The 24,036-nt window shown below is 65.5% G+C and carries 26 protein-coding genes; 11 read left to right on the forward strand and 15 right to left on the reverse strand.

The annotated features are described in order from the left end of the window. Positions 1-141: 141 nt before the first annotated feature. The gene (locus ACVILL_RS19815) at positions 142-669 is read left to right on the forward strand and encodes a Dps family protein (protein WP_456734302.1); all 528 of its coding nucleotides are present in this window, start codon (positions 142-144) and stop codon (positions 667-669) included. A 295-nt stretch (positions 670-964) separates the two neighbouring features. On the opposite strand, the gene ACVILL_RS19820 is transcribed toward ACVILL_RS19815, so the two are convergent. The 5 genes from ACVILL_RS19820 to carA form a co-directional block, all read right to left on the reverse strand. After that, a complete protein-coding gene (locus ACVILL_RS19820) occupies positions 965-2,005 on the reverse strand; it encodes an IS110 family RNA-guided transposase (protein WP_456729119.1) in 1,041 nt (346 codons plus the stop codon). 142 nt (positions 2,006-2,147) lie between these two features. After that, positions 2,148-2,693: a hypothetical protein gene (locus ACVILL_RS19825; protein WP_456730590.1), complete on the reverse strand. Its 546-nt coding sequence runs from the start codon at positions 2,691-2,693 to the stop codon at positions 2,148-2,150. Positions 2,694-2,763: 70 nt separating this feature from the next. Then, a complete protein-coding gene (locus ACVILL_RS19830; protein WP_456730591.1) occupies positions 2,764-3,864 on the reverse strand; it encodes a mandelate racemase/muconate lactonizing enzyme family protein in 1,101 nt (366 codons plus the stop codon). A 127-nt stretch (positions 3,865-3,991) separates the two neighbouring features. After that, positions 3,992-4,489 carry a PaaI family thioesterase gene (locus ACVILL_RS19835; RefSeq protein ID WP_456730592.1) on the reverse strand — a complete coding sequence of 166 codons (498 nt, stop codon included), beginning with the start codon at positions 4,487-4,489 and terminating at the stop codon, positions 3,992-3,994. Positions 4,490-4,592: 103 nt separating this feature from the next. Continuing rightward, positions 4,593-5,783 carry a glutamine-hydrolyzing carbamoyl-phosphate synthase small subunit gene (gene carA, locus ACVILL_RS19840; RefSeq protein WP_456730593.1) on the reverse strand — a complete coding sequence of 397 codons (1,191 nt, stop codon included), beginning with the start codon at positions 5,781-5,783 and terminating at the stop codon, positions 4,593-4,595. A 160-nt stretch (positions 5,784-5,943) separates the two neighbouring features. Here carA and ACVILL_RS19845 point away from each other — a divergent pair, with 160 nt between their 5' ends. From ACVILL_RS19845 to ACVILL_RS19865, 5 genes are all read left to right on the forward strand, one after another. Continuing rightward, positions 5,944-6,645: an alpha/beta fold hydrolase gene (locus tag ACVILL_RS19845; protein ID WP_456730594.1), complete on the forward strand. Its 702-nt coding sequence runs from the start codon at positions 5,944-5,946 to the stop codon at positions 6,643-6,645. A 58-nt stretch (positions 6,646-6,703) separates the two neighbouring features. Continuing rightward, positions 6,704-7,159: a GatB/YqeY domain-containing protein gene (locus ACVILL_RS19850; protein WP_456730595.1), complete on the forward strand. Its 456-nt coding sequence runs from the start codon at positions 6,704-6,706 to the stop codon at positions 7,157-7,159. Between the two features lie 110 nt (positions 7,160-7,269). Then, entirely contained in the window at positions 7,270-7,737 is a 468-nt protein-coding gene (locus ACVILL_RS19855; RefSeq protein ID WP_456730596.1) for a hypothetical protein, read from the forward strand. A gap of 77 nt (positions 7,738-7,814) precedes the next feature. Beyond that, positions 7,815-9,335 carry an FAD-dependent oxidoreductase gene (locus ACVILL_RS19860; RefSeq protein WP_456730597.1) on the forward strand — a complete coding sequence of 507 codons (1,521 nt, stop codon included), beginning with the start codon at positions 7,815-7,817 and terminating at the stop codon, positions 9,333-9,335. Between the two features lie 38 nt (positions 9,336-9,373). Then, positions 9,374-10,984, forward strand: coding sequence for an acyl-CoA synthetase (locus ACVILL_RS19865; RefSeq protein WP_456730598.1), 1,611 nt, complete (start codon positions 9,374-9,376; stop codon positions 10,982-10,984). A 144-nt stretch (positions 10,985-11,128) separates the two neighbouring features. Here ACVILL_RS19865 and ACVILL_RS19870 read toward each other — a convergent pair whose 3' ends face one another. From ACVILL_RS19870 to ACVILL_RS19885, 4 genes are read right to left on the reverse strand one after another with little or no spacing between them, the layout of a single operon-like run. Then, positions 11,129-11,641, reverse strand: a complete 513-nt coding sequence (locus ACVILL_RS19870; protein ID WP_456730599.1) for an SRPBCC family protein — start codon at positions 11,639-11,641, stop codon at positions 11,129-11,131. 32 nt (positions 11,642-11,673) lie between these two features. After that, complete coding sequence (locus tag ACVILL_RS19875; RefSeq protein ID WP_456730600.1) at positions 11,674-12,141, reverse strand: SRPBCC family protein; 468 nt, start codon at positions 12,139-12,141, stop codon at positions 11,674-11,676. Next, positions 12,134-12,598: an SRPBCC family protein gene (locus ACVILL_RS19880; RefSeq protein ID WP_456730601.1), complete on the reverse strand. Its 465-nt coding sequence runs from the start codon at positions 12,596-12,598 to the stop codon at positions 12,134-12,136. Before ACVILL_RS19880 ends, ACVILL_RS19875 begins: the two co-directional genes overlap by 8 nt. Then, positions 12,591-12,905 (reverse strand): ArsR/SmtB family transcription factor, encoded by a 315-nt coding sequence (locus ACVILL_RS19885; protein WP_456730602.1) that lies wholly within the window; start codon positions 12,903-12,905, stop codon positions 12,591-12,593. The genes ACVILL_RS19880 and ACVILL_RS19885 overlap by 8 nt, the downstream gene beginning before the upstream one ends. Positions 12,906-13,024: 119 nt before the next feature. Here ACVILL_RS19885 and ACVILL_RS19890 point away from each other — a divergent pair, with 119 nt between their 5' ends. From ACVILL_RS19890 to ACVILL_RS19900, 3 genes are all read left to right on the forward strand, one after another. Next, the gene (locus ACVILL_RS19890; RefSeq protein WP_456730603.1) at positions 13,025-14,470 is read left to right on the forward strand and encodes an LVIVD repeat-containing protein; all 1,446 of its coding nucleotides are present in this window, start codon (positions 13,025-13,027) and stop codon (positions 14,468-14,470) included. 7 nt (positions 14,471-14,477) lie between these two features. Next, on the forward strand, positions 14,478-15,011 hold the full coding sequence (locus tag ACVILL_RS19895; protein ID WP_456730604.1) for a hypothetical protein: 534 nt from the start codon (positions 14,478-14,480) through the stop codon (positions 15,009-15,011). Between the two features lie 121 nt (positions 15,012-15,132). Further along, the gene (locus tag ACVILL_RS19900) at positions 15,133-15,750 is read left to right on the forward strand and encodes a LysE family translocator (RefSeq protein ID WP_456730605.1); all 618 of its coding nucleotides are present in this window, start codon (positions 15,133-15,135) and stop codon (positions 15,748-15,750) included. A 24-nt stretch (positions 15,751-15,774) separates the two neighbouring features. On the opposite strand, the gene ACVILL_RS19905 is transcribed toward ACVILL_RS19900, so the two are convergent. The 3 genes from ACVILL_RS19905 to ACVILL_RS19915 are packed head-to-tail and all read right to left on the reverse strand — an operon-like array spanning position 15,775 to position 20,059. After that, on the reverse strand, positions 15,775-16,698 hold the full coding sequence (locus ACVILL_RS19905; RefSeq protein ID WP_456730606.1) for an FAD binding domain-containing protein: 924 nt from the start codon (positions 16,696-16,698) through the stop codon (positions 15,775-15,777). Beyond that, a complete protein-coding gene (locus ACVILL_RS19910) occupies positions 16,695-19,376 on the reverse strand; it encodes a molybdopterin-dependent oxidoreductase (protein ID WP_456730607.1) in 2,682 nt (893 codons plus the stop codon). The genes ACVILL_RS19905 and ACVILL_RS19910 overlap by 4 nt, the downstream gene beginning before the upstream one ends. After that, entirely contained in the window at positions 19,373-20,059 is a 687-nt protein-coding gene (locus ACVILL_RS19915) for a TetR/AcrR family transcriptional regulator (RefSeq protein WP_456730608.1), read from the reverse strand. The genes ACVILL_RS19910 and ACVILL_RS19915 overlap by 4 nt, the downstream gene beginning before the upstream one ends. A 212-nt stretch (positions 20,060-20,271) precedes the next feature. Here ACVILL_RS19915 and ACVILL_RS19920 point away from each other — a divergent pair, with 212 nt between their 5' ends. Both ACVILL_RS19920 and ACVILL_RS19925 read left to right on the forward strand, forming a co-directional pair. Beyond that, positions 20,272-20,505, forward strand: coding sequence for a DUF6894 family protein (locus ACVILL_RS19920; RefSeq protein ID WP_456730609.1), 234 nt, complete (start codon positions 20,272-20,274; stop codon positions 20,503-20,505). Positions 20,506-20,515: 10 nt separating this feature from the next. After that, the gene (locus tag ACVILL_RS19925) at positions 20,516-20,695 is read left to right on the forward strand and encodes a hypothetical protein (protein ID WP_456730610.1); all 180 of its coding nucleotides are present in this window, start codon (positions 20,516-20,518) and stop codon (positions 20,693-20,695) included. Positions 20,696-20,755: 60 nt separating this feature from the next. On the opposite strand, the gene ACVILL_RS19930 is transcribed toward ACVILL_RS19925, so the two are convergent. The 3 genes from ACVILL_RS19930 to ACVILL_RS19940 form a co-directional block, all read right to left on the reverse strand. After that, a complete protein-coding gene (locus ACVILL_RS19930; RefSeq protein ID WP_456730611.1) occupies positions 20,756-21,448 on the reverse strand; it encodes a response regulator transcription factor in 693 nt (230 codons plus the stop codon). A gap of 87 nt (positions 21,449-21,535) precedes the next feature. Next, the gene (locus ACVILL_RS19935) at positions 21,536-23,056 is read right to left on the reverse strand and encodes a PAS domain-containing sensor histidine kinase (protein ID WP_456734303.1); all 1,521 of its coding nucleotides are present in this window, start codon (positions 23,054-23,056) and stop codon (positions 21,536-21,538) included. Between the two features lie 170 nt (positions 23,057-23,226). After that, positions 23,227-23,943: an RrF2 family transcriptional regulator gene (locus ACVILL_RS19940; RefSeq protein WP_456730612.1), complete on the reverse strand. Its 717-nt coding sequence runs from the start codon at positions 23,941-23,943 to the stop codon at positions 23,227-23,229. Between the last annotated feature and the right edge of the window lie 93 nt (positions 23,944-24,036).

The following is a 24,036-nucleotide window of genomic DNA, read 5'->3' on the forward strand; positions in this document are numbered from 1 at the left end:
CGCGTTTGGTATCCGGCAGAACGAGTTCCTGACGTCCAGGAACAGGTGGGGTGACGATGCGTTAGCGGTCCGGCGGCCAATGTTCAATGCGCCGAAATACGGGGGTTCCTAACAGGAAGGTTTACCGTGAGCAAAGCCAAGATTGACCCCAACAAGACCGACAAGATCTCGCCCGATCTCGACACGCCGAGCGACCTGCCGCAGGCTGCGGTGGATACGATCTCGACCTCGCTCAACACGCTTCTGGCCGACGCCTTCGCGCTCTACCTGAAGACAAAGAATTTTCACTGGCACGTCAGCGGCCGGCATTTCCATGATTACCACCTGTTGCTGGACGAGCAGTCGGACGCGATCTTCGCGACCACCGACCAGCTCGCCGAGCGGGTGCGCAAGCTCGGCGGCGCGACGCTGAGGTCGATCGGCGACATCGCCAAGCATCAGACCATCAAGGACAACGACGAGGACTATGTGCCGCCTCGCGAAATGCTGCGCGAGCTCATGGAGGACAACAAGCACATCGCGGCGGCGATGCGCAAGGCGCACAAGCTCGCCGACGACCACGAGGATTCCGGAACCGCCGGTCTGCTCGAAACCTTCATCGACGAGACCGAGCGCCGCACCTGGTTCCTGTTCGAGGCCAGCCGCCAGGAAGGCAGCAACGCGGCCTAGCCCCACACACGTCGTCCCGGCGAAGGCCGGGACCCATATGTGGACGGCCCCCGTGGCACAAGAGGTTTCTGGAACTGGTCGGATCGCTGTCATCCATATGTCCGGCCTGTTTGATGCGGTCGGATTGACCGCTGGGCCAAGATGGTTTCCGCGACGCGAGTGCCAAACAACCTGGCGACCTTCTGAAGGCCAATGGGTCCCGCGGCTTGTCTCGCGTGCTGGATCGATCGATCATTCCATCTGCTCTTGCAGCTCCGGTTCGGCCGGCGAGTGCAGCGTCCGGCCGGCCAAACTCTTAGGTGACGATTGCCGGCGCGGCATTGATCCGTGCGGCGTCGTAGTTCTCGCCCGTGACCATCAGCTTCCAGGCGATGCGGGCAACCTTGTTGGCGAGCGCCACCGCCGCCAGCTTCGGCGGCTTACGCTTGAGCAGCGCAACGAGCCAGCGCGAGGGCTGGCCGCGTCCGAGCCTTGCTTGCCGGATCACCGCAGTGGCTCCTGCCACGAGCAGCCGACGCAGGGTCTCGTCGCCGGCGCGGGTGATCTTGCCGAGCCTGGTCTTGCCGGCGGTGGAATGGTCTTTGGGTGTCAGGCCGAGCCAGGCCGCGAACCACCGGCCGGAGCGGAACGCGTGCGGGTCGGGGGTCTTCATCACCAACGCCGTCGCAATGATCGGACCGACCGAGGGGATCTGGGCCAGACGGCGGCTCGTGGCGTTGGCCCGGTGCCAGGCCAAAAGCTTGGCCTCGATCGTCTTCAGTTCGCCCTGCAGCTGCGTGTAGTCGCGGCCCTGCATGGCGAACAGCTCACGCGCCAGCGCCGGAAGGCTCTCGTCCTGCGCAATCCGTGCCAGCAGCGGCTCGATCTTGTCCAGTCCCTTGGCGGCGACCAGGCCAAACTCCGCCGCATAGCCGCGGATCGCATTGCTGAGCTGGGTGCGGCGGGCGATTAGCCCGTCGCGGACGCCCGTCAGCATCAGCGCGGCCTGCTGCTCGGCGCTCTTCACCGGCACAAACCGCATCCGCGGCCGGCTCATCGCTTCGCACAGCCCGTCCGCGTCTCGCCCGTCATTCTTGTTGCGTTCCACATACGGCTTCACCAGCTGCGGCGCCATCAGCTTCACCTCATGGCCGAGCTTGCCAAGCTCCCGAGCCCAGTAATGGGCCGCACCGCACGCCTCCATCCCGACCACGGTCGGCGGCAGTTTGGCAAAGAACTCCAGCACCTGCTTGCGCGACAGCTTCTTGCGCAACACCGCCTGCTCCGCCGCATCAACCCCATGCAGCACAAAAATATGCTTCGACGTATCCATTCCAATGCGGATAATCTCTCTCACGGACGGCTCCCTTGTCTGAGATTTGCAACAACCTCATTCTGGCACACTGATGCCGTAGGGGGCCGTCCACCCCATCAACCGCCAATGGCATTTTTTGCGCGGCGCTGGAGCCCCAGCGCGATGCGACAACGCAATCCTGTGGCTATGGGTCCCGGCCTTCGCCGGGACGACGGACAGAATTCCACAGCCGCAGCAGCGGCCCGTCCTTGCCCCGCACCGGATCGGTCGCGGGGATCGCGACCAGCGGGATCGTCTGCAACGCCCGCGCGTGGTTCTCCGGAGTCGGGCGTTGTAAGTCCATCGGCGGGCCCGGCGGATAGGCGCCGACCACGCTGAAATCATCGCTCGCCGACAGGCATTGATGCCCGGTGCCGGCCGGCAGGATCGCGACGTCGCCGGCCGCGATCTCGAGCGCACGGCCATGCGCGCCACCGAACTGCACCCGCGCGCTGCCGCGGGCAACGCCCAGCACCTCGTGTACGGTGGCGTGATAGTGCGCGAAGTCGTAGACGCCGTTCCGCCACATCGCGCCCCAGCCGTTCTTGCCGAACAGCTGCTCGATCATGGCTTCCGGATCCTTGCCGACGTCGAGCGTGCCCTTGTAGACCAGGAACGGCATCGGATTGTTCGGCACCAGGCCGTCGTCTTGAAAGACGAAGCTCAGGGGGTCGGTACTGCTGACCGGCATGGTGGCGCTCCAGCGTTGCGAGGGGCCGCGATCTTCGGACACCAAGCCGTCGGTCCGGAAACCGTTCCCGCTAGATCTTGAACTTCAACACCTCGTCCTTGAACCTGAGCCCGTGTCCCGGCCGCTCCGGCGCGGTGATCATGCCGTTGGCGATCCGGGGCGGGTCGACCCAGAGGTCGTCGATCAAGGCCATGTTCTCGCACCAGATGCCGTTCGGGATCGACGCCAAAAGGTGCACATTGAGCTCGGGGAACAGATGCGGCGCGATGGTGATGCCGAACGTGTCCGCGAGCGCTGCGATCTTGCGCAGGTCGGTCATGCCGCCGCGCATCGGGTCGGGCTGCAGGATCGGCAGGCAGGGATTGAGAAAGAACGGCCGCAGATCGTAGCGCGTGAAATGCGTCTCTCCGCCGACGACGCGCATGTCGAGCGCCGCCGCGATGCGCTGGTAGCCGGCGAAATCATCGGCCGGCACCGGCTCCTCGAGCCAGTAGATGTCGTACTTCTCGAACTTACGTCCCATCTCGATCGCGACGTCGGCGCTCCAGCCCATGTTGACGTCGATCATGATGTCGATGTCGGGCCCGAGCGCCTCGCGCATGCGGCGCACATTGTCGAGGTCCTGCGCGGGCGTGTGGACATGCGCGACCTGCATCTTGATCGCCTTGTAGCCTTGTTTGACGAAATGCAGCGCCTTCTCGATCATTCCGTCGCCGCCGGCGCCACGGAAGCAGCCGGAACCATAGACCGGGATTTCCGAGCGATAGTGGCCCCACAGCCGGTGCAGCGGCAGGCCGGCGCGTTTCCCCACGGCGTCCCACAGTGCGATGTCGAGCGCCGACATCGCCATCGCGGCGATGCCGCCGCGGCCATAGGTCATCGTCGCGGTCCACAGATCACGCCAGATCGCCTCGATCGCGGTGGCGTCCTTGCCGATGACGTGCGGGATGATGCACTCGTCGAGACAGGCCGCGATCGACTTCATTGCCGGGCGGAACACGAACAGGTAGCCCATGCCGGTGACGCCGCCTGACGTCTCGACGTCGCAGACCAGGATGTCGCGCGTCGCGCCGAGTGCGGCGCCCTTCAGCCAGGGATCGTCGGCCCAAGGCAGCCGCAGCATCGTCACGCGGACGTCGCGGATGGTCATGTCTGAACTGGCTGATGTCATCGGGCGTTTCCCTTATCCAGGCCGGATCATGTTTGCCTGATCTCGGACAGGGAGACTCAATCACAGAGCACTGGCGCCGATAAAGCGCGCTTCGTCATGCCTCCAATGCACGAAGACGCGATTGCCTTCAGCTGTTCTTGGGGAGTTCGAACACCAGGCAGGTCGTGGTGGCATGCGCGACGAGCTTGCCCTTGCCGTCGGTGATCCGCGCTTCCGCGGTCGCAACCCGGCGGCCGGCATTGAGGACGTGGCCCTCGGTGCGGATCGTGCCGGTGTCCTGGCTCATGCCGCGGACGAAGGAGATCTTGAACTCGAGCGTGGTGTAGCCAAACCCTTGCGGCAGCGTGGTCTGCACTGCGAGCCCCATCGCGGAATCGAGCAGGATCGCGGCATAGCCGCCATGCACCGAGCCGATCGGGTTGTAGTGGCGCAGGCCGGGGATGCTGTGGATCACCACATGGCCGGTCTCGGCGGTGCAGTCGAACGGCTCGACCGTCTCCATGATCGGCGGCTCCGGCAGGCTGCGGGCGAAGATGCCGCGCACGAAGTCGAGCCCCGGCATCGACGCCATCACCTCCATCGAGGAGACGCCGTAGGTGGGCTTCGGGGTCGGGCTGTCGGTCATCGGAAAATCTCCGTCATTGCGAGCGGAGCGAAGCAATCCATCGCTCCATGCGGGGATAGATGGATTGCTTCGTCGCTGCGCTCCTCGCAATGACGGATGTTGTTTAGGCGGCCTTCTTCTTCCGCATCAGCTCAGCAAAACGCTGGAACAGATAGTGCGAGTCGCGCGGGCCGGGCGAGGCCTCGGGGTGGTACTGCACCGAGAACACCGGCCTGCCCTCGAGCGCGATGCCGCAATTGGAGCCGTCGAACAGCGAGATATGGGTCTGGGTCGCACCCTTGGGCAGCGTCGCCTGGTCCACTGCAAAGCCGTGGTTCATCGAGGTGATCTCGACCTTGCCGGTGGTCTCGTCCTTGACCGGATGGTTGGCGCCGTGATGGCCCTGATGCATCTTCTTGGTCTTGGCGCCGACGGCGAGGCCGAGCATCTGATGGCCGAGGCAGATGCCGAAGGTCGGCGTCCCCGACGCGATCACCTGCTGGATGACGGGCACGGCATACTTGCCGGTCGCGGCGGGATCGCCGGGGCCGTTCGACAGGAACACGCCGTCCGGCTTCATCGCCAGGATGTCCTCGGCCGCGGTCGTCGCCGGCACCACGGTCACCTTGCAGCCGACGCCGGCGAGCAGGCGCAGGATGTTGCGCTTGATGCCGTAGTCGATCGCGACCACGTTGAATTCCGGCGCGGTCTGCTGGCTGAAACCCTTGCCCCACACCCAGGGCATCTCATCCCAGGTGAAGCGCTGGCCGGAGGTGACCATCGGCACCAGGTCCATGCCCTCGAGGCCGGGCCATTCGCGGGCCTCTTCCTTCAGGGCGTGCAGGTCGAATTCGCCGGTCTTGGAATGGGCGATCACCGCATTGGGCATGCCCTTGGAGCGGATCAGCGCGGTCAGCGCCCGGGTGTCGATGCCGGAGAGGCCGATGATGCCGCGCGCCTTCAACCACTGGTCGAGGTGCTTGGTGGCGCGGTAGTTCGAGGGATCCGTGATCGCCGAGCGCAGGATCACGCCGCGCGCGCCTGGCGTCGCGGCCATGTTCACCGTCTCGATGTCTTCCTCGTTGGTACCGACATTGCCGATATGAGGGAAGGTGAAGGTGATGATCTGGCCGGCATAGGACGGATCGGTGAGGATCTCCTCATAGCCGGTCATCGCGGTGTTGAAGCAGACCTCGCCGACGGCGTGGCCTTCGGCGCCGAGACCGAAGCCTTCCAGCACGGTACCATCGGCGAGCACAAGGAGCGCGGTCGGTTTATGGTCCGGCCAGGCGGGAGCGTTTTCGGATGTTGTCATGAGCCCTTTAAATAGACGCCGCACCCTGCGGCGTCAAAGCGAAAGGGCACGGATTCACACGGCAATACCCGCCGATTTGACAGGCCCGAACGGCCTTTTAATCTAAAGTTCCTCGAAGCGGCCGTTTGCTTGCCGAAAATGACCCGGTCCGGAGCCCCCTATGGACAATACGATGCCGATCCTGCTCGTCCCGGGCCTCATCTGCTCGCCGCGGATTTTTGCACCCGTGATCCCGGCGCTGTGGCGCTGCGGGCCGGTCACGGTCGCCAACCACGTCAGGGACGACAATATGGGGGCGATCGCCCGCCGGATCCTGGCCGAGGCGCCGCCGCGCTTTGCGCTCGCCGGGCACTCCATGGGCGGCTACATCGCCTTCGAGATCATCCGGCAGGCGCCCGAACGGGTCGCCAAACTGGCGCTGATGAGCACGCAGGCGCGGGCCGACACGCCGGAAGCGACGGCCCGCCGCCGCGGCATGATCGAGCGCGCCAAAAGCGGGCAATATCGGAGCGTGGTCGACGAGCTGTTTCCCGGCTTCGTGCATCCGTCGCGGCAGGGCGACGCAAGCCTGCGCCAGATTGTTTATGATATGAGCGAGGACGTCGGCGCCGAGGCCTTCATCCGCCAGCAAAACGCGGTGCTCACCCGGCCGGATTCGCGGCCGAGCATGGCCTGGATCAAATGCCCGACCCTGGTGCTGACGTCGGATACCGACAACACCGTGCCGAACGCGCTGTCGGACGAGATGGCCAACGGCATTCCGGGCGCAAAGCTCGTCGTGCTCGCCAATTGCGGTCACCTGCCGCAGCTGGAACAGCCGCAAGCCTGTGCCGATGCGCTGGTTGAGTGGTTGCGGAACTAGGTTGTTCTGTCGATGCAAACTGCCTACATGAAGGAATTACCGGCTTAAGGACACCGAGATGCTGCGCGACGATATCAACACTGCGGTCAAGGAAGCGATGAAGGCGAAGGACGAGCGCAAGCTCTCCACGCTGCGCATGGTCAATTCGACCATCAAGAACGCCGACATCGACGCGCGCGGGCAGGGCAAGCCGCCGCTCTCCGATGCCGATCTGCTCGGCCTGTTGCAGAAGATGATCAAGCAGCGCCAGGAGTCGGTCGAGCTCTACGACAAGGGCGGCCGCGCCGAGCTCGCTGACCAGGAGCGCGCGGAGATCGCCGTGATCTCGGCGTATCTGCCGAAGCAGATGTCCGACGACGACGTGAAGGCCGCGATCTCCGCCACCATCGCCGAGACCAAAGCTGCGGGGATCAAGGACATGGGCAAGGTGATCGGCGCGCTGAAGGCGAAATACGCCGGCCAGATGGATTTCGGCAAGGCCAGCGGCCTGGTGAAGGCGGCGCTGTCGTCCTGATCTTGTAGCCCGGATGAAGCGAAGCGAAATCCGGATCAGTCTATCCGTTCGGTGAGGTCCCCGGATTACGCTTCGCTTCATCCGGGCTGCGAAAGCACAGAGGCCTCGCGATGTTTCGTGTCGCCGCGGACAGTCTGGAAGCCTACCTCGCCTTTGATCCGGCACGGACCGAAGATCTCGAACAGCTGCACGCGGTGATGCGCAAGGCGGCGCCGTCGCTCAAGCGGCATTTTCATGCGGGCACGCCGGCCGGCGAGGCCGGCATGCGCATGAACATGATCGGCTACGGCCAGTTTCGCTATGCGATCAAGTCCGGCAAGACGGCGGCCTGGCCGGTGATCGGGGTGGCGCTGCAGAAGAACTACATCAGCGTCTATGTCGCGGTGACCCGTGGCGGCAAGCCATTGGTGTCCTGCTACACGGGCAAGCTCGGCGAATTGCGGGCGGGCGGCAACAATTTCAGCTTCGCGGCGTTTGTTGATCTGAAGGCGCCCGCCGTTGCGGCGCTGTTCGCCGAGGCTGCCGATATCTTCAAGGCGGATCAGGAGAACCCGGTCCGCTACATGCAGGGGAATTGATCTCAGCCAGTCGGGCAGCACCAAGCCCGTGCAGGCGGCGCCCTCGGGTGAAGTTCTGGATAAACTGGAGACAGGCCATGGCCGATCAGCAAGCTCCTTCCGGTCCGGATCTGACACAAGGCGTCGCACTCTCCGATTTCGCGGGCACGATGCTGCTCGGCCATGTCGGCGAGGACGACGTGCTCTTGGTGCGCGCGGGGGCGGACATCTTCGCCATCGACGCGCATTGCAGCCACTATCACGGCCCGCTTGCCGAAGGCCTGGTGGAGGGCGAGTCCGTTCGCTGCCCCTGGCATCACGCCTGTTTCGATCTTCGCACCGGCGAAGCGGCCGACGCACCGGCCTTCAACGCGCTCTCCGTCTGGAAGGTCGAGCGGGAGGGCGATCGCATCATCGTGCGCGAGAAGCGCGCGCAGCCCAAACCGCGCGTCAAAGGCCCCGTCGATGCGCCCGGCCGGATCGTGATTGTCGGCGGCGGCGCGGCAGGCTTTGCCGCCGCCGAGATGCTGCGGCGGCAGGATTATCGCGGCAGCATCGTCATGCTGAGCGGCGAGGCCGTGCCGCCGGTGGACCGGCCGAACCTGTCAAAGGACTTCCTCGCGGGCAGCGCACCGGAAGACTGGCTGCCGCTGAAGCCGGGCGATTTCTATCCTGACACGGCGATCGATCTCAGACTCAAGACCGAGGTCAAGTCGATCGACACCGGCCGGCGCAATGTCGTGCTCGCCGGCGGCGAAGCGCTCCCCTACGACCGGCTGCTGCTGGCGACCGGCGCCGAGCCGGTACGGCTGCCGATCCCGGGCGCGGACCAGCCCCATGTTCATGTGTTGCGCAGCCTCGACGATTGCCGGGCGATCATCGCCTCGGCCAGCGGCGCGCGCCGCGCGGTCGTGATCGGCGCAAGCTTCATCGGGCTCGAGGTCGCGGCCTCGCTGCGCGCGTGGGAGATCGAGGTTCACGTGGTCGGGCTGGAGCAGCGGCCGATGGAGCGTGTGCTCGGGCCTGACATGGGCGATTTCGTCCGCGCGCTGCACGAGGAGCATGGCGTCGTCTTCCACCTTGGCGACACGGTGACCGCAATCGACGGCAAGCGCACGCACCTGAAGAGCGGACCCGTGCTCGATGCCGATCTCGTCGTGGTCGGTGTCGGCGTGAAGCCGCGGCTGGCGCTGGCGGAAGCGGCCGGGCTCGCGATCGATCGCGGCGTGACGGTGGACGCCTATCTCGAGACCAGCGTTCCCGGCGTCTACGCCGCCGGCGATATCGCGCGCTGGCCCGATCCGCACAGCGGCGAGAACATCCGGGTCGAGCACTGGGTGGTGGCCGAGCGCCAGGGCCAGACCGCGGCGCGGAATATGCTGGGGCAGCGCGAGGTGTTCGATGCGGTGCCGTTCTTCTGGAGCCAGCATTACGACGTGCCGATCAACTATGTCGGCCACGCCGAGCAGTGGGACGAGATCGCGGTGGATGGCAGCATTGCCGGCAGGGATTGCGTGCTCAGCTACAAGCGCGGCGGGCGCGTGCTCGCGGTCGCGTCGATCTATCGCGACCTCGACAGCCTCAAGGCCGAAGTTGCAATGGAGCGGGCGGCGGCCTGACCGCTTGTAGTCCGGCGGCAATGCTCTAGTCTGCCGCCATGCTTCAGGATGCCAAGACCTACGACGAGCTCTATCGCAACTTCCGCTGGGACGTTCCGGCGCGGTTCAACATGGCGACCGCGTGCTGCGACCGCCATGCTGACGGCACCGGCCGGCTGGCGCTGGTCTATGTCGACGAGGACGGCGGCACCACCCGCACCTCGTTCGATGAGGTCGCGGACGCCTCGCGCCGCTTCGCCAATGTGCTGACCGCCGACGGCCTGGTGCGCGGCGACCGCGTCGCGGTGTTCCTGTCGCAATCCCTCGAATTGCCGGTCGCGCATCTCGCGGCATTCCGCGCGGCCATGATCTCGATCCCGCTGTTCGCGCTGTTCGGCGAGGATGCGCTCGAATTCCGGCTGTCGAACTCCGCCGCGAAGGCTGTCATCACCGATGAGGCCGGCTGGGAGAAGATCGCAAAGATCCGCGATCGTCTGCCCGAGCTGAAGAGCGTCTATATCGTCGGCGGCAAGACGCCGGCGGGGACAAAATCATTCTGGAGCGCGATCCGATCGGCGTCGCCGGAATTAGCCACGATCGACACCTCGGCCGACGATCCCGCGCTGATCATCTACACGTCGGGCACCACGGGTAATCCGAAGGGCGCGCTGCATGCGCATCGCGTCGTGCTCGGCCATCTGCCCAATGTCGAGATGTGCCACAACTTCCTGCCCCGGCCGGGCGACCTGATGTGGACGCCGGCCGATTGGGCCTGGATCGGCGGCCTGATCAACGGCCTGTTCGCGTTCTGGTACCACGGCATCCCGATGGTCGGTCACCGCGCGCGCAAGTTCGAGCCGCAGGCGGCGATGCAGATGATGGCCGAGCTCGGCATCCGCAACGTGTTCCTGCCGCCGACCGCGCTGAAGCTGATGCGACAGGCCGACGTGAAGAACTCCGGCGTCAGGCTGCGCAGCATCTTCACCGGCGGCGAGTCGCTCGGCGGCGAATTGCTGGGCTGGGTGCGCGACACCTTCGGCATCGATGCGCACGAGGTGTTCGGCCAGACCGAATGCAATCTCGTGATCGGCAGCAATTCCAATCTGTTTCCGATCCGCCCGGGCTCGATGGGCCGCGCCACGCCGGGCTTCGACGTCCGCATCGTCAGCGACAAGGGCGAGGAACTGCCGCGGGGACAGCGCGGCATCATCGGCGTGCGCCAGCCTTGCCCCTGCACCATGATCGAGTACTGGCGCAATCCGGAAGCGACTGCGAAGAAATATGCCGGCGAATTCCTTTTGACCGGCGATCTCGGCGTGCAGGATGAGGACGGCTATTTCTGGTACGTCAGCCGCGAGGACGACGTCATCACCACGGCCGGCTATCGCGTCGGCCCGTCCGAGATCGAGCACACCCTGATGAAGCATCCGGCGGTCGCGATGTCGGCGGTGGTCGGCATTCCCGATCCGATCCGTACCGAATCGATCAAGGCCTGGATCGTGCTGCGGCCGGGTTATGCGGCGAGTGACGCCCTGGCGCGCGAGATCCAGGAGTTCGTCAAGGTCCAGCTCGCCGCCCACGAATATCCGCGCTTCGTGCAGTTCGCCGACAGCCTGCCGATGACGGCGACGGGCAAGGTGCTGCGGCGCGAGTTGCGCGCATTGGGATAGCTCTCTCCACCGTCGTCCCGGCGAAGGCCGGGACCCATAACCACAAATGCTTGTTTTGCGCGACGCTGTGGCCCCAGCACACTCTAGCCGCTTGGAGCGGCGGCAATGGGTCCCCGCCTTCGCCGGGACGACAGCGGAGTACGCTCACGGCATCGCGATCCCCAATTCCTTCAGCGCGGCCAGCATGCGCTGCGGGGGCTGCATCGGGATCACCATGGCCTTGCCGGTTTCCAGCAGGCTCTTCAGGCTGGAGAGGAACGCCGGCCAGCCGGTGCGGCCGCCTTCGAGGATGTCGTCGCTGATCGCGCGGTCATGCGATTGCAGCAAGGTCAGCTTGACCCCGTCGCCGGCCGGTTCGATCTCGTAGGTGACGAGCGTCGGCCCGAGCTTTTCGACGAGCTGCGGCCAGTTGACGTTGAAGGTGACGGTCAGCCGCCTCAGGGGATCGCACTCGATCACCTCGCCGGAGATGTGCAGCGCGCCGTCGGGCGTACGGACGATGTAGGCGCCGCCAATCCGAAGATCGACCTCGACCGAGTTGCCGGCGAAATACTGTCGGCTGAACTCGGCTTGCGTCAAAGCCCGCCATAGTTTCTCGGGCGTCGAGGCGATGTAAATCGTGTAAACGATCGCCGGTTTGAATTTCTCGATGTTCATGTCTGTTCGTACCCGTCGATAGATTTTCATTGTCATTCGAAGCCGTCGATCCCGAGCGCGGCAGGCGGGATCGCGACCACCTTGCCGGTCTCGAGCAAGCTCTTGAGGCCGGACAGGATCGCAGGCCAGCCCTTGGAAATGCCGTCGAGCAGCTTGCTGCCGACGCCAAAACCTTCATGAGTCACGGTCAGCTTCACGATCTCGCCGAACGGTTCGAGCGTGAACACGACCTTGGTCGCGGGTTCCTTGCGCATTTCAGGGTCGGCCTCGTGCTTGAACGTGTAGGCGAGGCGGCGCGGCCGGTCGGCCTCGAGGATCTCGCCCGTGTCGGTGGTCTTGCCGCCCATCACCAGCGCGAGCGGCGAGCCGACCTTCCAGTCCGATTGCAGCTCGGTGTCGAACCAGTATTGCCGCGTGAATGCGCTTGATGTCAGCGCATCCCACAGCTTCTCCGGCGTGGTCTCGATGTAGGTGACGTAGACGAATTCCGGCTTAGGCATGGTAGGGCTCCCTGGCGCCGCTCGTGAGCAGGTCGGCCGGCAATTCGCGTCCGGTTTCCAGGAAGCTCTTCAGGCTCGCAATCACCATCGGCCAGCCGCCGGAGATGTCGCGCAGCGTCCTGGGACCGAGCTGGTCGTGCGTCACGGTCAGCTTGACGACCCCGCCGTAAGGTTCGATGTCGAAGCTGACGCGCGAGACCTGCTCGCGCTCGACGCCTTCCTTCACCACGTCCCAGCTATAGGCCAGCCTGTTCGGCGGATCGGCGATCAGCACCTCGCCCTGCACGGCGCGGCTGCCGTCCTTGGCGAGTTTGTAGGGCGACCCGACCTTCCAGTCGGAGCTGACGCGATAGCCGAACCAGAAGCGTTCGGTGAACTCGCTCGATGTCAGCGCCTGCCACAGCCTCTCGGCGGTGGTCTCGATATAGGTGACGTAGACGTAATCCGGTTTACTCATCACGCTTCTCCAATTGTTTCTTTAATTCGCTGAGCGCGGCGAGTTTCCCGCGCTCGAACTTCCTGATCCACCGCTCGCCGATCTGATGAATCGGAACCGGGTTGAGGTAATGCAGCTTCTCGCGGCCATGCTTGATCGTGGTGACGAGGTTGGCCTCCTCGAGAATCACAAGGTGCTTGGTGACGGCCTGACGCGTCATGTCGAGGCCGTCGCAGAGCTCACCGAGCGTCTGCCCGTTCTGATCGTGAAGCCGGTCAAGCAGCGTTCGCCGTGAGGCATCCGCGAGGGCTTTGAAGACTTCATCCATGGGTCGGATAATAGGCAACCAAATGGTTGCATGTCAAGAGCGTGTGTTTGGGCGCCGGCACAGCCGTGCTAGCGTCCTTCGCAGCCAACGCAGATTGGTGTGGAACACGGGTGGTGCGCATGGGTGGTCGCGTTACGGCAGTTTGCTGCACGTTTCTTCTTGTCCTGCTCGCAAATGCCGCGAGCGCCCAGCAGCAGAAGATCGGCGATCCGCCTGACGCCTCCAACATGAGGCTGGTTGGAACCAACGATTTGCAGGCGCGCAGCGCCTATCAGCCGACCATTCATCATCAGGGCGATCGCTGGATCGCCTATATCGGCCATCACGGCGGCACCGACGACATTCCCGATCCCGTCAACCCGATGACCGGCAAGCCTGAGCCCAACGGCACCTCGATCGTCGACGTCACCGATCCCGCGCATCCAAAGTATCTGCGGCACATTCCCGGGCAGGAAGGCAAATATGAATCCGGCGGCGCGCAGATGGTGCGCGTCTGCGACGGCAAGGATCTGCCGAAGGGCGATCGCAACGCGGTCTACATGCTGCGCGCGGTTGGCACCGAGGGGCATGAGATCTGGAATGTCGCCGATCCCGCCAATCCTGTTCTCGTGACCCACATTGGTGAGGGGCTGAAGGATACGCACAAGAGTTTTTGGGAATGCGACACCGGCATCGCCTTCCTGGTGTCGGGCGCGCCGGACTGGCGCACGCGGCGCATGACGCAGATCTATGATCTCTCCGATCCCGCGCATCCCGTGAAGATCAGGGATTTCGGCCTGCCCGGGCAGGAGCCGGGTGCGACCGGCGCGGTACCGACCGAATTGCACGGGCCGATCTCGACCGGGCCGAAGAGCAACCGGGTCTATTTCGGCTACGGCACCAACAAGGGCGGCTTCCTGCAGATCGTCGATCGCGACAAGCTGCTCAACGGGCCGAAGGAGCCGACGCCGGACAATCTGAAATTCCCGGAGATCGCGCGGATGCCGCTGTCGGCGCTGAACGGCGCGCACACGGTGTTTCCGATGCCCGCCATGCCGATCGCGGAATTCGTCCATGACAAGGACGGCAAGACCCGGGACATCGTGATGATCGTCGACGAGGCGATCCAGAACGAATGCGGCGAGGCGCGGCAGATGGTGTGGTTCGCCGACGTCACCACCGAGGCACGGCCGATGATGATCTCGAGTTACACGGTGCCGGAGGCGAGCGGGAATTTTTGCGAGCGCGGCGGCCGGTTCGGCTCGCACTCGTCGAACGAGAGCATGGCGCCGGTCTATTACAAGAAGCTTGCCTTCATCGCCTTCTTCAACGCCGGCGTCCGCGCCCTCGACATTCGCGATCCCTACCATCCCCGGGAAGTCGGACACTTCATTCCATCGATCACATCCGCGACCGACAAGCGCTGCGTCACGATCGACGGCAAGGAGCGCTGCAAGGTCGCGATCCAGACCAACAATGTCGAGACCGACGATCGTGGCTACATCTATGCGGTCGACCGCGCCGACACCGGCCTGCACATCCTCGAACTGACCGGCGAGGCGCGTGCCATCGCCGGTCTGCCGTGAGCGAATGATGATGCGCCCGTGGCCGGTCATTGCGGCGATGTTCCTCGCGCTCGGCGGACTGTCGGCCGTTGCCGGCTACGAGATGGCGCCGCCGCGCGCCGCGCAGTGGCGAGAGATCGCCTGGCCGTTCCCGCGCGACGGCTGGCCCGCCGGCCGCGCCTTCCATTGCGGCGCGGCCGAGTGCGGCGCCGAGATCGAGGTCTACTTCAGGCCGAAGCTCGGCTTCTGCAATTGCGACGGCGGTGTCGCCGATGACGACGAGGTCGACCGCGTCGCTGATGTCGACATGATCAGCCCGCGCTTCGTACCGCGCAAGGCGGGCGATGTCGTTGACGTGGCCGATATGCGGGGACGAATCAGGGCCTATGATCTCGACGGCCACCGCACCGCGATCGGCATCGCGGTGTCGCACCGCTGCGATCTCATGGCGATTGCGGCGCAGGGCAGGGGTGATCCGGTGCAAATGCAGCGCGCGACGCTGGCGTTCCTGGGCTCGCAGGAGATCAGGACGTGGATGATTTCAGCAATGGACGGTCAATAGGATGCGTCATGCCCGGGCTTGTCCCGGGCATCCACGCCTTTATGATCGGCTGTACGAGCATAAGACGTGGATGGCCGGGACAAGCCCGGCCATGACGAGAATTTCCAGCTGGATAGCCATCATGTCCCTGCAAGCCTATTTCGCCTTCGTCGCCGCCTGCATCGCGCTGGCGCTGTTGCCCGGTCCGATCGTCACGATGGTGATCGCCAACGGGCTGCGCTACGGCACGCGCGCGGCGCTCACCAACGTGCTGGGCGCGCAGGTCGGGCTCGCGATCGTGATCGGCACGGTTGCGATCGGCCTGACCTCGCTGATGGCGACGATGGGCTACTGGTTCGACTGGGTGCGCTTTGCCGGCGCCGCCTATCTGGTCTGGCTCGGCTTCAAGCTGATCCGCTCGCCGGTCGAGGGCGTTAGCACCGACGATACCCCGCCACCGCCGCGCGGCGGCTTCTTCCTGCAGGGCTTTCTGGTGCTGCTGTCGAACCCGAAGGTACTGGTGTTCTTCGGCGCCTTCATTCCGCAGTTCATGGACATGGACAAGCCGCACGTCCCGCAGGTCGCGCTGCTCGGCGTCACGTTCATGGCGACGGCCGCGCTGACCGACGCCGCCTACGCGCTGGCGGCCGGCCGCGCCCGAAAATTCTTCTCCAAGGAGCGGACGCGGCTGATGTCGCGCGTCTCCGGCGGTTTCATGATCGGCGGCGGCATCTGGCTGGCGCTGACCCGGGCGCGGTGAGCACGGCCGGAACGGTCGCCAGCACTACGTTGCGATCCGCTCGACGACGTCGCGCACCAGGCCCGTCAGCAGCTCGAGCTTGTATCCGGTCATCGGCAGCGGCCGGGCCCCCGATGTTGCCAGCTCAGCGGCTTGCGCGATGGTCGCCGCGTCGGCCGGCTTTCCCTCCAGCGCCGCCGCGGATGCCGCAAGACGCAGTGGCACCGGGGCGATGCCGCCGGCGGTGATGTGGACCTGCTGGAACGTGCCACCGGAGATCACGGCGCGCGCGCAGATCTCGACCAGAGGCCATTCCGCATACGAGCGGCTGATGGCGCGCTTGTAGAGCGCGCGCTCGCCGTCGAGCGGGGCAGGCAGCTCGATCCGCTCGATCCGTTCGTCCGATGCGAGCAGATTGTCGGCCGCGCCGTTTGTGCCGTCGCCGAGCAGGTCGGTAATCGACAATCCGCTGCGCCGGTCGGTGGTGACCTTGGCATCATAGGCCAGCAGTGCCATCGCCATCGTCGACGGATGCGGCGCCACGCACGGGCCGAGATCGAACGCGACGTGATAGAGATGGTTGCCGGATCGCGCTGGACAGTCGGTGCCGCCCTTCTTCAGGCAGGCGATCTGCGGATTGCGGAAATACCAGCAGCGCGAACGCTGCGCGAGGTTGCCGCCGAGCGTCGCCATGTGCCGGATCTGCGGCGTGGCGAGGCCCTGCGCGGCAGCGGCGATGCCGGGATAGGCCTGGGCGAGCCGCCGGTCGGACGCGACCGCGGCGATTGCGGTCAGGGCGCCGATCCGCGCCGCACCGTCCGCACCCCATGCGACACCGATCGTGTCGGGACTGGCGGTGAGATCGATGACCGTTCCGCACGACAGGCCGCTGCGGCGGCGCTCCGACAGATCGGTGCCGGCGGCACGGAATTCCGGCGCGGATATTACCTCTGCAATCGCGACACTCATGCGGCATCCCTCCCTTTCAGCGCGGCGACGATGCGGTCGGGCCGGATCGGAATCTCGGTGAGGCGGACGCCGATCGCATTGTGGATCGCGTTGGCAACCGCAGCCGACGTCGGCACCGTCGACGCCTCGCCAATGCCGACGCTGTTGCCGAGCACATGGTCGAAGCCGGCTTCATCGAAATGCACATCGATCTCGGGCGTGTCGGCGATCCCGGGGATGCGATAATCCTCCATTCCCGCGGTCAGGACGTCGCCGGTCTTCGGATCGAGCTCGCGCGCCTCGTAGAGTGCGTAGCCGAGGCCCTGGATCACAGCGCCGCAGGCCTGGCTGCGCGCCAGCGCGGGCGCTGCGATCTTGCCGACCGCGATGCCGGTGTGCACGTTGAGCACGCGGACATGGCCGAGCCAGGTGTCGACTTCGACCTCGATCACCTGCACCGAGCTCGGCACGCCGGCGCCGACCGCGATGTTGGAGAAGCGGCGCATCATCCAGCCGAACACCATGCCGATCAGGCCGACTTCGCGCAGCGGCGAGCGAACACCGGGCGCGGTGTTCTTGCCGTCCTCGCCGCGCGTCTCCACGACAGCGATGTCCGGCGAGCGCGCGATCAGCTCGCGCCAGGGCGCGTTCGAGCCGGGCGCGGGCTTTCGCGTGGCCTGTTCGAGCATCGCGGCCTTCAGTTTCCGCACCGCCTGCAGCGTCGGCGGCATCACCGAGGCGGTGACGCGGCTGCCGCCGGAGCCCGGCCCTTCGGGCAGCGACGAATCGCCGATCCGCACGTCGATGTCAGAAGGTTCGAGATCGAACTCGCGCGCGATCGTGTCGGCAAGCACGCTGCGGGTGCCGGTGCCGATGTCCTGCGTCGCAGTGCTGGCGACGATGCGGCCGCCTTTGACGGCCACCTCGACCTTCACGTTGGGCTGCCAGAGATAGAGCCAGTAACCCGTGGCCATTCCGATGCCGCGGCGATAGCGTCCGTTCTGCTGTGGCTTGCGGTTGCGCCAGAGCTCGAGCCCGGAGGCCCAGTCGTACAGCCGTTGGCGGTTCGGATCAGGATCCCAGCGCTTGCGCAGGGCGATCGGGTCGATGTTGAGCCGCAGCGCGGCCTCGTCGATCGCCTGCTCCACCGCGAACGCCATCGGCGGACCGCCGGGGCCGCGGAAGGCCGCGCCGGGCGGCAGATTGCTGATGACGTCGAAATCCGACAGGTCTTTCGCCTCGGCCGGATATATCAGCCGCGCCAGGCCTGCGATCGTCGAATTGGTCGCCGCCCCCGTATCGGCATGCGCGGTGACGGAGAGCGCCTTCAGGCCGCCCTGCTCGGAGGGCAGCAGCGCGACCTTCAGTTCGGCGGCCGGCCGATAGCCGGCGACCGAGAGCTCCTCCTGCCGATCGTAGGCGACCCGCACCGGTGCTTTCGCTTCGCGCGCGAGCTCGATCGCGGCGATCGTCTCCATGCCGAGGCTCGCCTTCGATCCGAAGCCGCCGCCGACGTGCTCGGCGATCACGCGAACCTTGTCGTGATCGAGCTTGTAGCGTTTCGCGATCTGCTCCCTCAGGTGAAACACCTGCTGGGTCGAGGCGTGCAGCGTCAGCCGGTCGCCATCGAAGCGCGCCACCGCGGCGTGCGGCTCCAGGCACGCATGCTGCTGCGTGGCGGTGCGGAACGTTGCTTCGACCAGCAGCCGGTTGTTGGCCTGGCGCGCCTCGTCGACCCAGTTGCGGGCCTTCTTGGCGCGGGTCGAGAACACCGCGGTCGGGCCGCGGATGTTCTGCTTCCACGGCGCCGGCCCGCCGGCCGCTTCCGAGACGTTGCCGGCCCGCCTGCGGCTCGCTTTGTCGAACACGACTGGGGCGCCGTCCTTGCGTCCGGCGTCGAGCCCGACCACGGCGGGCAGGCGCTCGCTGGTCAGCTTGATCGCGGCGAGCGCGGCCAGCGCGGACTTGCGGTTTGGAGCTGCGACCGCCGCAATCGGCTCGCCGACATAGCGCACGATGCGGTCGTCGCCGATCAGCGATATCGCGGTGACGCCCGCGAGCGCACGCGCCGGCGCGAGGTCGAGCGTGGTGATGCGCGCATGCGCCTCGCGCGAGCGCAGGATCAGGCCTTCGAGCTGGCCGTCATGGTTGATGTCGACGGTGTATTTCGCCGCGCCCGTCACCTTGTCGCGCGCCTCGATACGGGGCGCTGCGACATTGTCGCCGTCGAAGCGGCCGGCGCAGGCGTCCGCCACCGCGCGGAAAATTCCGTCATAGGCGCCGCAGCGGCAGAGATGGCCGGACAGCGCCGCGCCGATCTCCTCGCGTGAAGGCACCGCCGTTCCCCTGGTCGCGCGCCATTGGTCGCAAAACGCGGTCGCTTCCACGATGAAGCCCGGCGTGCAGAAGCCGCATTGCAGGGCGTCATGCGCCATGAACGCCTTCTGCACCGGATGCAGCTGAGCGGCACCGATGCCTTCCACCGTCGTCACCGCCTTGCCGGCCGCGGCCTGCGCCGGCATCAGGCAGCTTGCGACCGGCGCGCCGTCGACCAGCACCGTGCAGGCGCCGCAGACGCCGGCGCCGCACACGAGCTTGGTGCCGGTGAGCTTGAGCCCGTCGCGCACGATGTCGATCAGGAGCGCGTCGGGATCGTCGGGCAGGGGTTCAACGCGGCCGTTGATGGTCGTCGTGGTCATGGAGGTCCTCCAGTCGTCCTGCGTGTCGGCTTTTTCCGGAGCGCCGCCTTCGTGACGGGCAGCTTCTGAGATTTGGGCTTGGATTTCGACTCGGATTTCGGTGTGGCGCCCGCGCAGAGCGTCCGCACCATGATCGCCATGTCCTTCAGGAACGCGTCCGCCGGCTGCATCGCCGGATTCTGCGACTTCGCTGCGTACATCGCCATTTCGACCAGCCGGGCGAATTCGGCCGGCGATAGCTGCTGCGGCAGCGCAAGCTGCTGCCGGCGCACGATCCGCGAGATCGTCGCCACCATCCGCTCCGCATGGCGCGCGGAATAGATCTGGTAGAGGTCGCGCGCGTGCACGAGGTGCTCGGAATACAATTCCTCGAGATGCGGCGAGCCGTCCAGCGACGAGATCATGGCCGACATCCGCGCGACCATGCCTGCGACCAGGATGTCGCCGAGATCGCCGCCCGCCGTCTCCGCCGCGGCGACGGCCGTCTCCTCGGCCGCGATCGCGCTCTCATGCACGCGCTCGATCACGGCACGGAACAGCGCTTCCTTGGATTCGAAATGATGATAGAGCGCCTGCCGCGTCAGGCCCGCTGCCTCGGCGACCTGCTCGATCGAGGAGCGGCGGAAGCCGTGGCGGCGGAACACCAGCATGGTGGCATCGAGGATGCGGGTCTTCGGTCCCATTTGACGATTTTGACAAATATAGAAGAATTGTCAAATCGCGATCTGGTGTAGGCGATACGGGAGCTTGATCACCATTCCGCGAGGTCGCCGCGCAGCCTGCGCCGGTGTGAACCGCCTTACTGATGCTCGCGTCCAAGAAAACGTAGAGCAACGGAGAGCTTCGTCGCGCACTGAGACGAGCCCGCTCGTCCGGAGCTTGCGAGGATATGCAGATGGCCCAGGTCTATTTTCATTGTTCGACCACGCGCGGGGTGTGGATGGATCGCCGCGGCACCTCGGTGACCAGCCTCTCCGAGGCCTGCGAGGCAGCGACGTGCATGATGCGATCGCTGGTCGCAACGGCGAGCCTGGAAGACTGGCGTGACTGGGCCGTGCATGTCAGCGACGAGATCGGCGAGGAGATCGTGATCCTGTCCTTCGCATCCGTTCTCGGCAAGCCGCACTGAGAGGGCAGCTATGCCGTCGCTGCAGCCGTCATTACTGACTTTGCGCCGTCGTCTGAATGCGATCGCAAGCGGCTGGCGGAATTGGATCGCGCGAATTCGCGATCCCTATCGGCCCGAGCTGCATTACATGCGCGGGCCGGGCCCCAAATGCCATGCCAAGCATGTCGTTCACGGCGCGCCGGCCGGTTGAGCGCGGAGCTGATCCTGTCCGACCCTTCGCCGCGCGGCGCACCTTGCGCCGCCACGCCAGCTAGGCCGCGCACCTCTCGCGCATCGGGGCCGGCAGCGATTCCCAGGTGCGAACCAGATCGCCGATCGAACTCGCCTGCATCTTGCGCATCACATTGGCGCGATGCAGTTTCACGGTCACTTCGCTGATGCCGAGATCGAAGGCGATCTGCTTGTTCACACGGCCGCGCGCCACCTCGTACAGGACCCGGCGTTCGCGCGGAGAAAGCGATTGCAGCCGCCTGACATTGCGTTCGAGGATTTGGGCATCGGCGCGTTGCGCGAGATCCTTCCTGATCCCGGCCGTCACGGCATCCAGCAGGGTCTGATCGCGCACCGGCTTGGTCAGAAAGTCGATGGCGCCGGCCTTCATGGCTTGCACCGTCATCGGGATGTCGCCATGGCCGGTCAGGAACACGATCGGCTTGCGCCTGCCGCTTGCCGCGAGATGATGCTGCAGATCGAGGCCGCTCGATCCCGGCATCCGAACGTCGAGGATCAGGCAGCCAGACCTCTCCCACACGCTTGCCGCGAACAGGTCTTGCGGCGAGGCAAAGCAGGCGCACTCAAGACCGGCCGACAACATCAGTTCCTGCACGGCTTCGCGAACCGCCGCATCGTCGTCCACGATGATGACAAGAGGCTGCTCGGCCTCATCCTTTGGCCGCGTCCGGCCCGAAGCGGGCTTCTCCGACGTCTCAAGTTCGTATGTCATATTTCCCTCCTCATTGAATTCGCGCAACCGATGGTCCATCTCCGTCGCCATCAACGACGGCGATGGCGAACTTTCGATGCGCGGCCATCACACTGCCACCGCCTCGTCGGCTGCCGCCGGCAGCGTGAAGGTGAACGTTGTCTCGCCGGACGGGCTGGTCGCGGCCCATAGCCGGCCGCCATGCGTCTCGACGATCGAGCGGCAGATTGCGAGCCCCATTCCCATGCCATCCGTCTTCGTCGTGACGAACGGCTCGAATATCCGGTCCGGCGATTCCACGCCGGGACCGCGATCGCTGATCTCGATCCGCACGCTGCCGCCGGATCTGCGCGCGCGGATGGCAAGCGATTTGGCGTTTCCGAGGCCCTCCATGGCCTCGATCGCGTTGCGTATGAGATTGATCAAAACCTGCTGGATCTGGATCCGGTCGCAGACCACGGCGGGCAGGCCGGCCTCGATCTGCATCGCGACGCTCACGTCGCTCTGCCGTGCAGCGTCGATCATCAGATCACGCGCCTCCGCGATGATCTCACCGAGCGTCGCGCGTCTCTTCTCCTGCGTCGATTGCTTGAACAGCGCGCGAATGCGGCTGACCACGTCCGCGGCCGCATTGGCGTCGCGAATGATGCGCGTGACGATCACTTGCGCGCGCTCGACATTCGGCGCATCCGCCGTCAGCCACCGTTGGCATGCGTGCGAATTGGCGACGATGGCGGCGAGTGGCTGATTGACCTCGTGGGCGATCGAAGCGGAGAGCTCGGCCAGGCTTGCGGCCTGGCTTGCGCGTCCGAGGGTGTCCCGGGTTCGCCGCAGCTCGTCCTGTGCCTGGACCTGATCTTCGATATCAAGACAGACACCGTACCATTGCACCACGACACCTTCAGCGTTGCGCATCGGCGCCGCGCGGGCCTCCACCCAGCGATGCACACCGTCCGTGCGACGAAGCCGATGCTTCAACGAGAACGGCTCGCCGGTCACGATCGCGCCGCGAACCGCGTCGGTGACGACGACCGCGTCGTCCGGATGCACGATGATCTTGATCGCCGCGGCGAGCCGTCCAGCGTCGAGATGACCCAATCGGTCAATCGACAGCCCCGTGAATTGCACCATTCGCTTGTTGAAGTAAGTGGGTTCGCCATCCGGAGCCAGGCTCCAGATCAGGCCGGGTACTGAATCGACCAGTCGGGAAAGTTGCTGTTCGCGTTCGAGCAGGGCCGCTTTGGCCTTCTTCTCGTCGTCGACATCGATGGTGGTGCCGTACCAGGCGGCGATGCGCCCGTCCTGATCGCGTTCGGGCGACGCGAAATTGCGGAACCAGCGATAGACGCCGTCCGCCAGCGCAATGCGATGCTCCAGATCATAGTGATCGCCGGTCGCGAGGCTGTGCTGCCACGCTGCCACGAGGCGATCATAGTCATCGGGATGAACGAGATTTCTCACGCCGAAGGCGTCGCGTCCAAGCGGCGACAGGTCCTTCTTGGAGAGCCCCGTGAGGGTCCTGATACGGCGGCTCATATAGAGAAACCTGCCGTTGGCATCGGTCGACCATGCGAACGCCGGCATGCTTTCGATGATGCGCATGGCCTGCTCGGCCTTGCCCGCGCGCATCGTCGCCCGCCGGCGTCCGGACCAGATGCAGCAGAGGCCGACAACAAGGGAGCACGCCGCTGCGGCAGCCGAGAGGCCGTTCAGCCCATGTGTCAATCCGGCCGGCACCAGGCCGATGCCGCAGCCCGACAGGGCGAAGCCGAAGCCCTCGGCGAAACGCGCCGCGTCCGTCACGTCCCACCTGCCCGTTTCGACTTGCGCTGTTGCCGCTTCGGCGGCTTGTTGGGACCGTCGGGCGGATCGGATCTTCGGGGGCGATCCTTGACGCGGTCGCTGATCCAGTCCTGGACTTCCCCGAAGAACGCTGCGGGGGCGGCACGCCCGAAGCGCTGCGCAACGTCGGCGAGGGTCTGGTCGGCCAGCGCGTCGCGCATGGCCTTCTCGGCGCGCAGCATCACGGCGTGAACCGCGCACGTTCCCTTCGCGGCCCATGTCGGCGGTCTGGCGCCGAACAACTGACATCGCAAGCGCACATCCTGGCAATCGAACAGCGGCTTATCGCCCTCGATGGCGTCGACGATGTCTAGGAAGCTGATCTGCTCCGGCGCCTTCGCAAGCACATATCCCCCTCCGGCGCCTTCGGATGCCTGCACGATCCCGGCCCTCTCGAGCTTCGGAAATATCTTGGCTACGAAGCTCGGCGAAATGCCCTGCAACTCGGCAAGGTCACGGCTGCTCAGCGGCTTGTCGCCCGAGCCGACCAGCCACAGCAGGCAATGGATGCCGTATTCGACGCTCACGGTGAGGTGGGCCATAACGCGGACTATAGCAGTCTGAGTTGTGCCATGCAATACGCAGATAGAATTTATCCGAGTTATGCGAATTGATGACGCGGCGATGAAGGCGATGTGTCGATACCGCCGTAAGCTGCTGAAGTGACGGCGCATTCCGGCATGCGCGTCGGCATTCTTTCGGCGCGCAGGTCCGGCCGACCTAGCCCTCGGTACAGGCAACCTATCCTCGCGCACGATATCGGCCGT

Source organism: Bradyrhizobium sp. USDA 3364 (assembly GCF_054056355.1).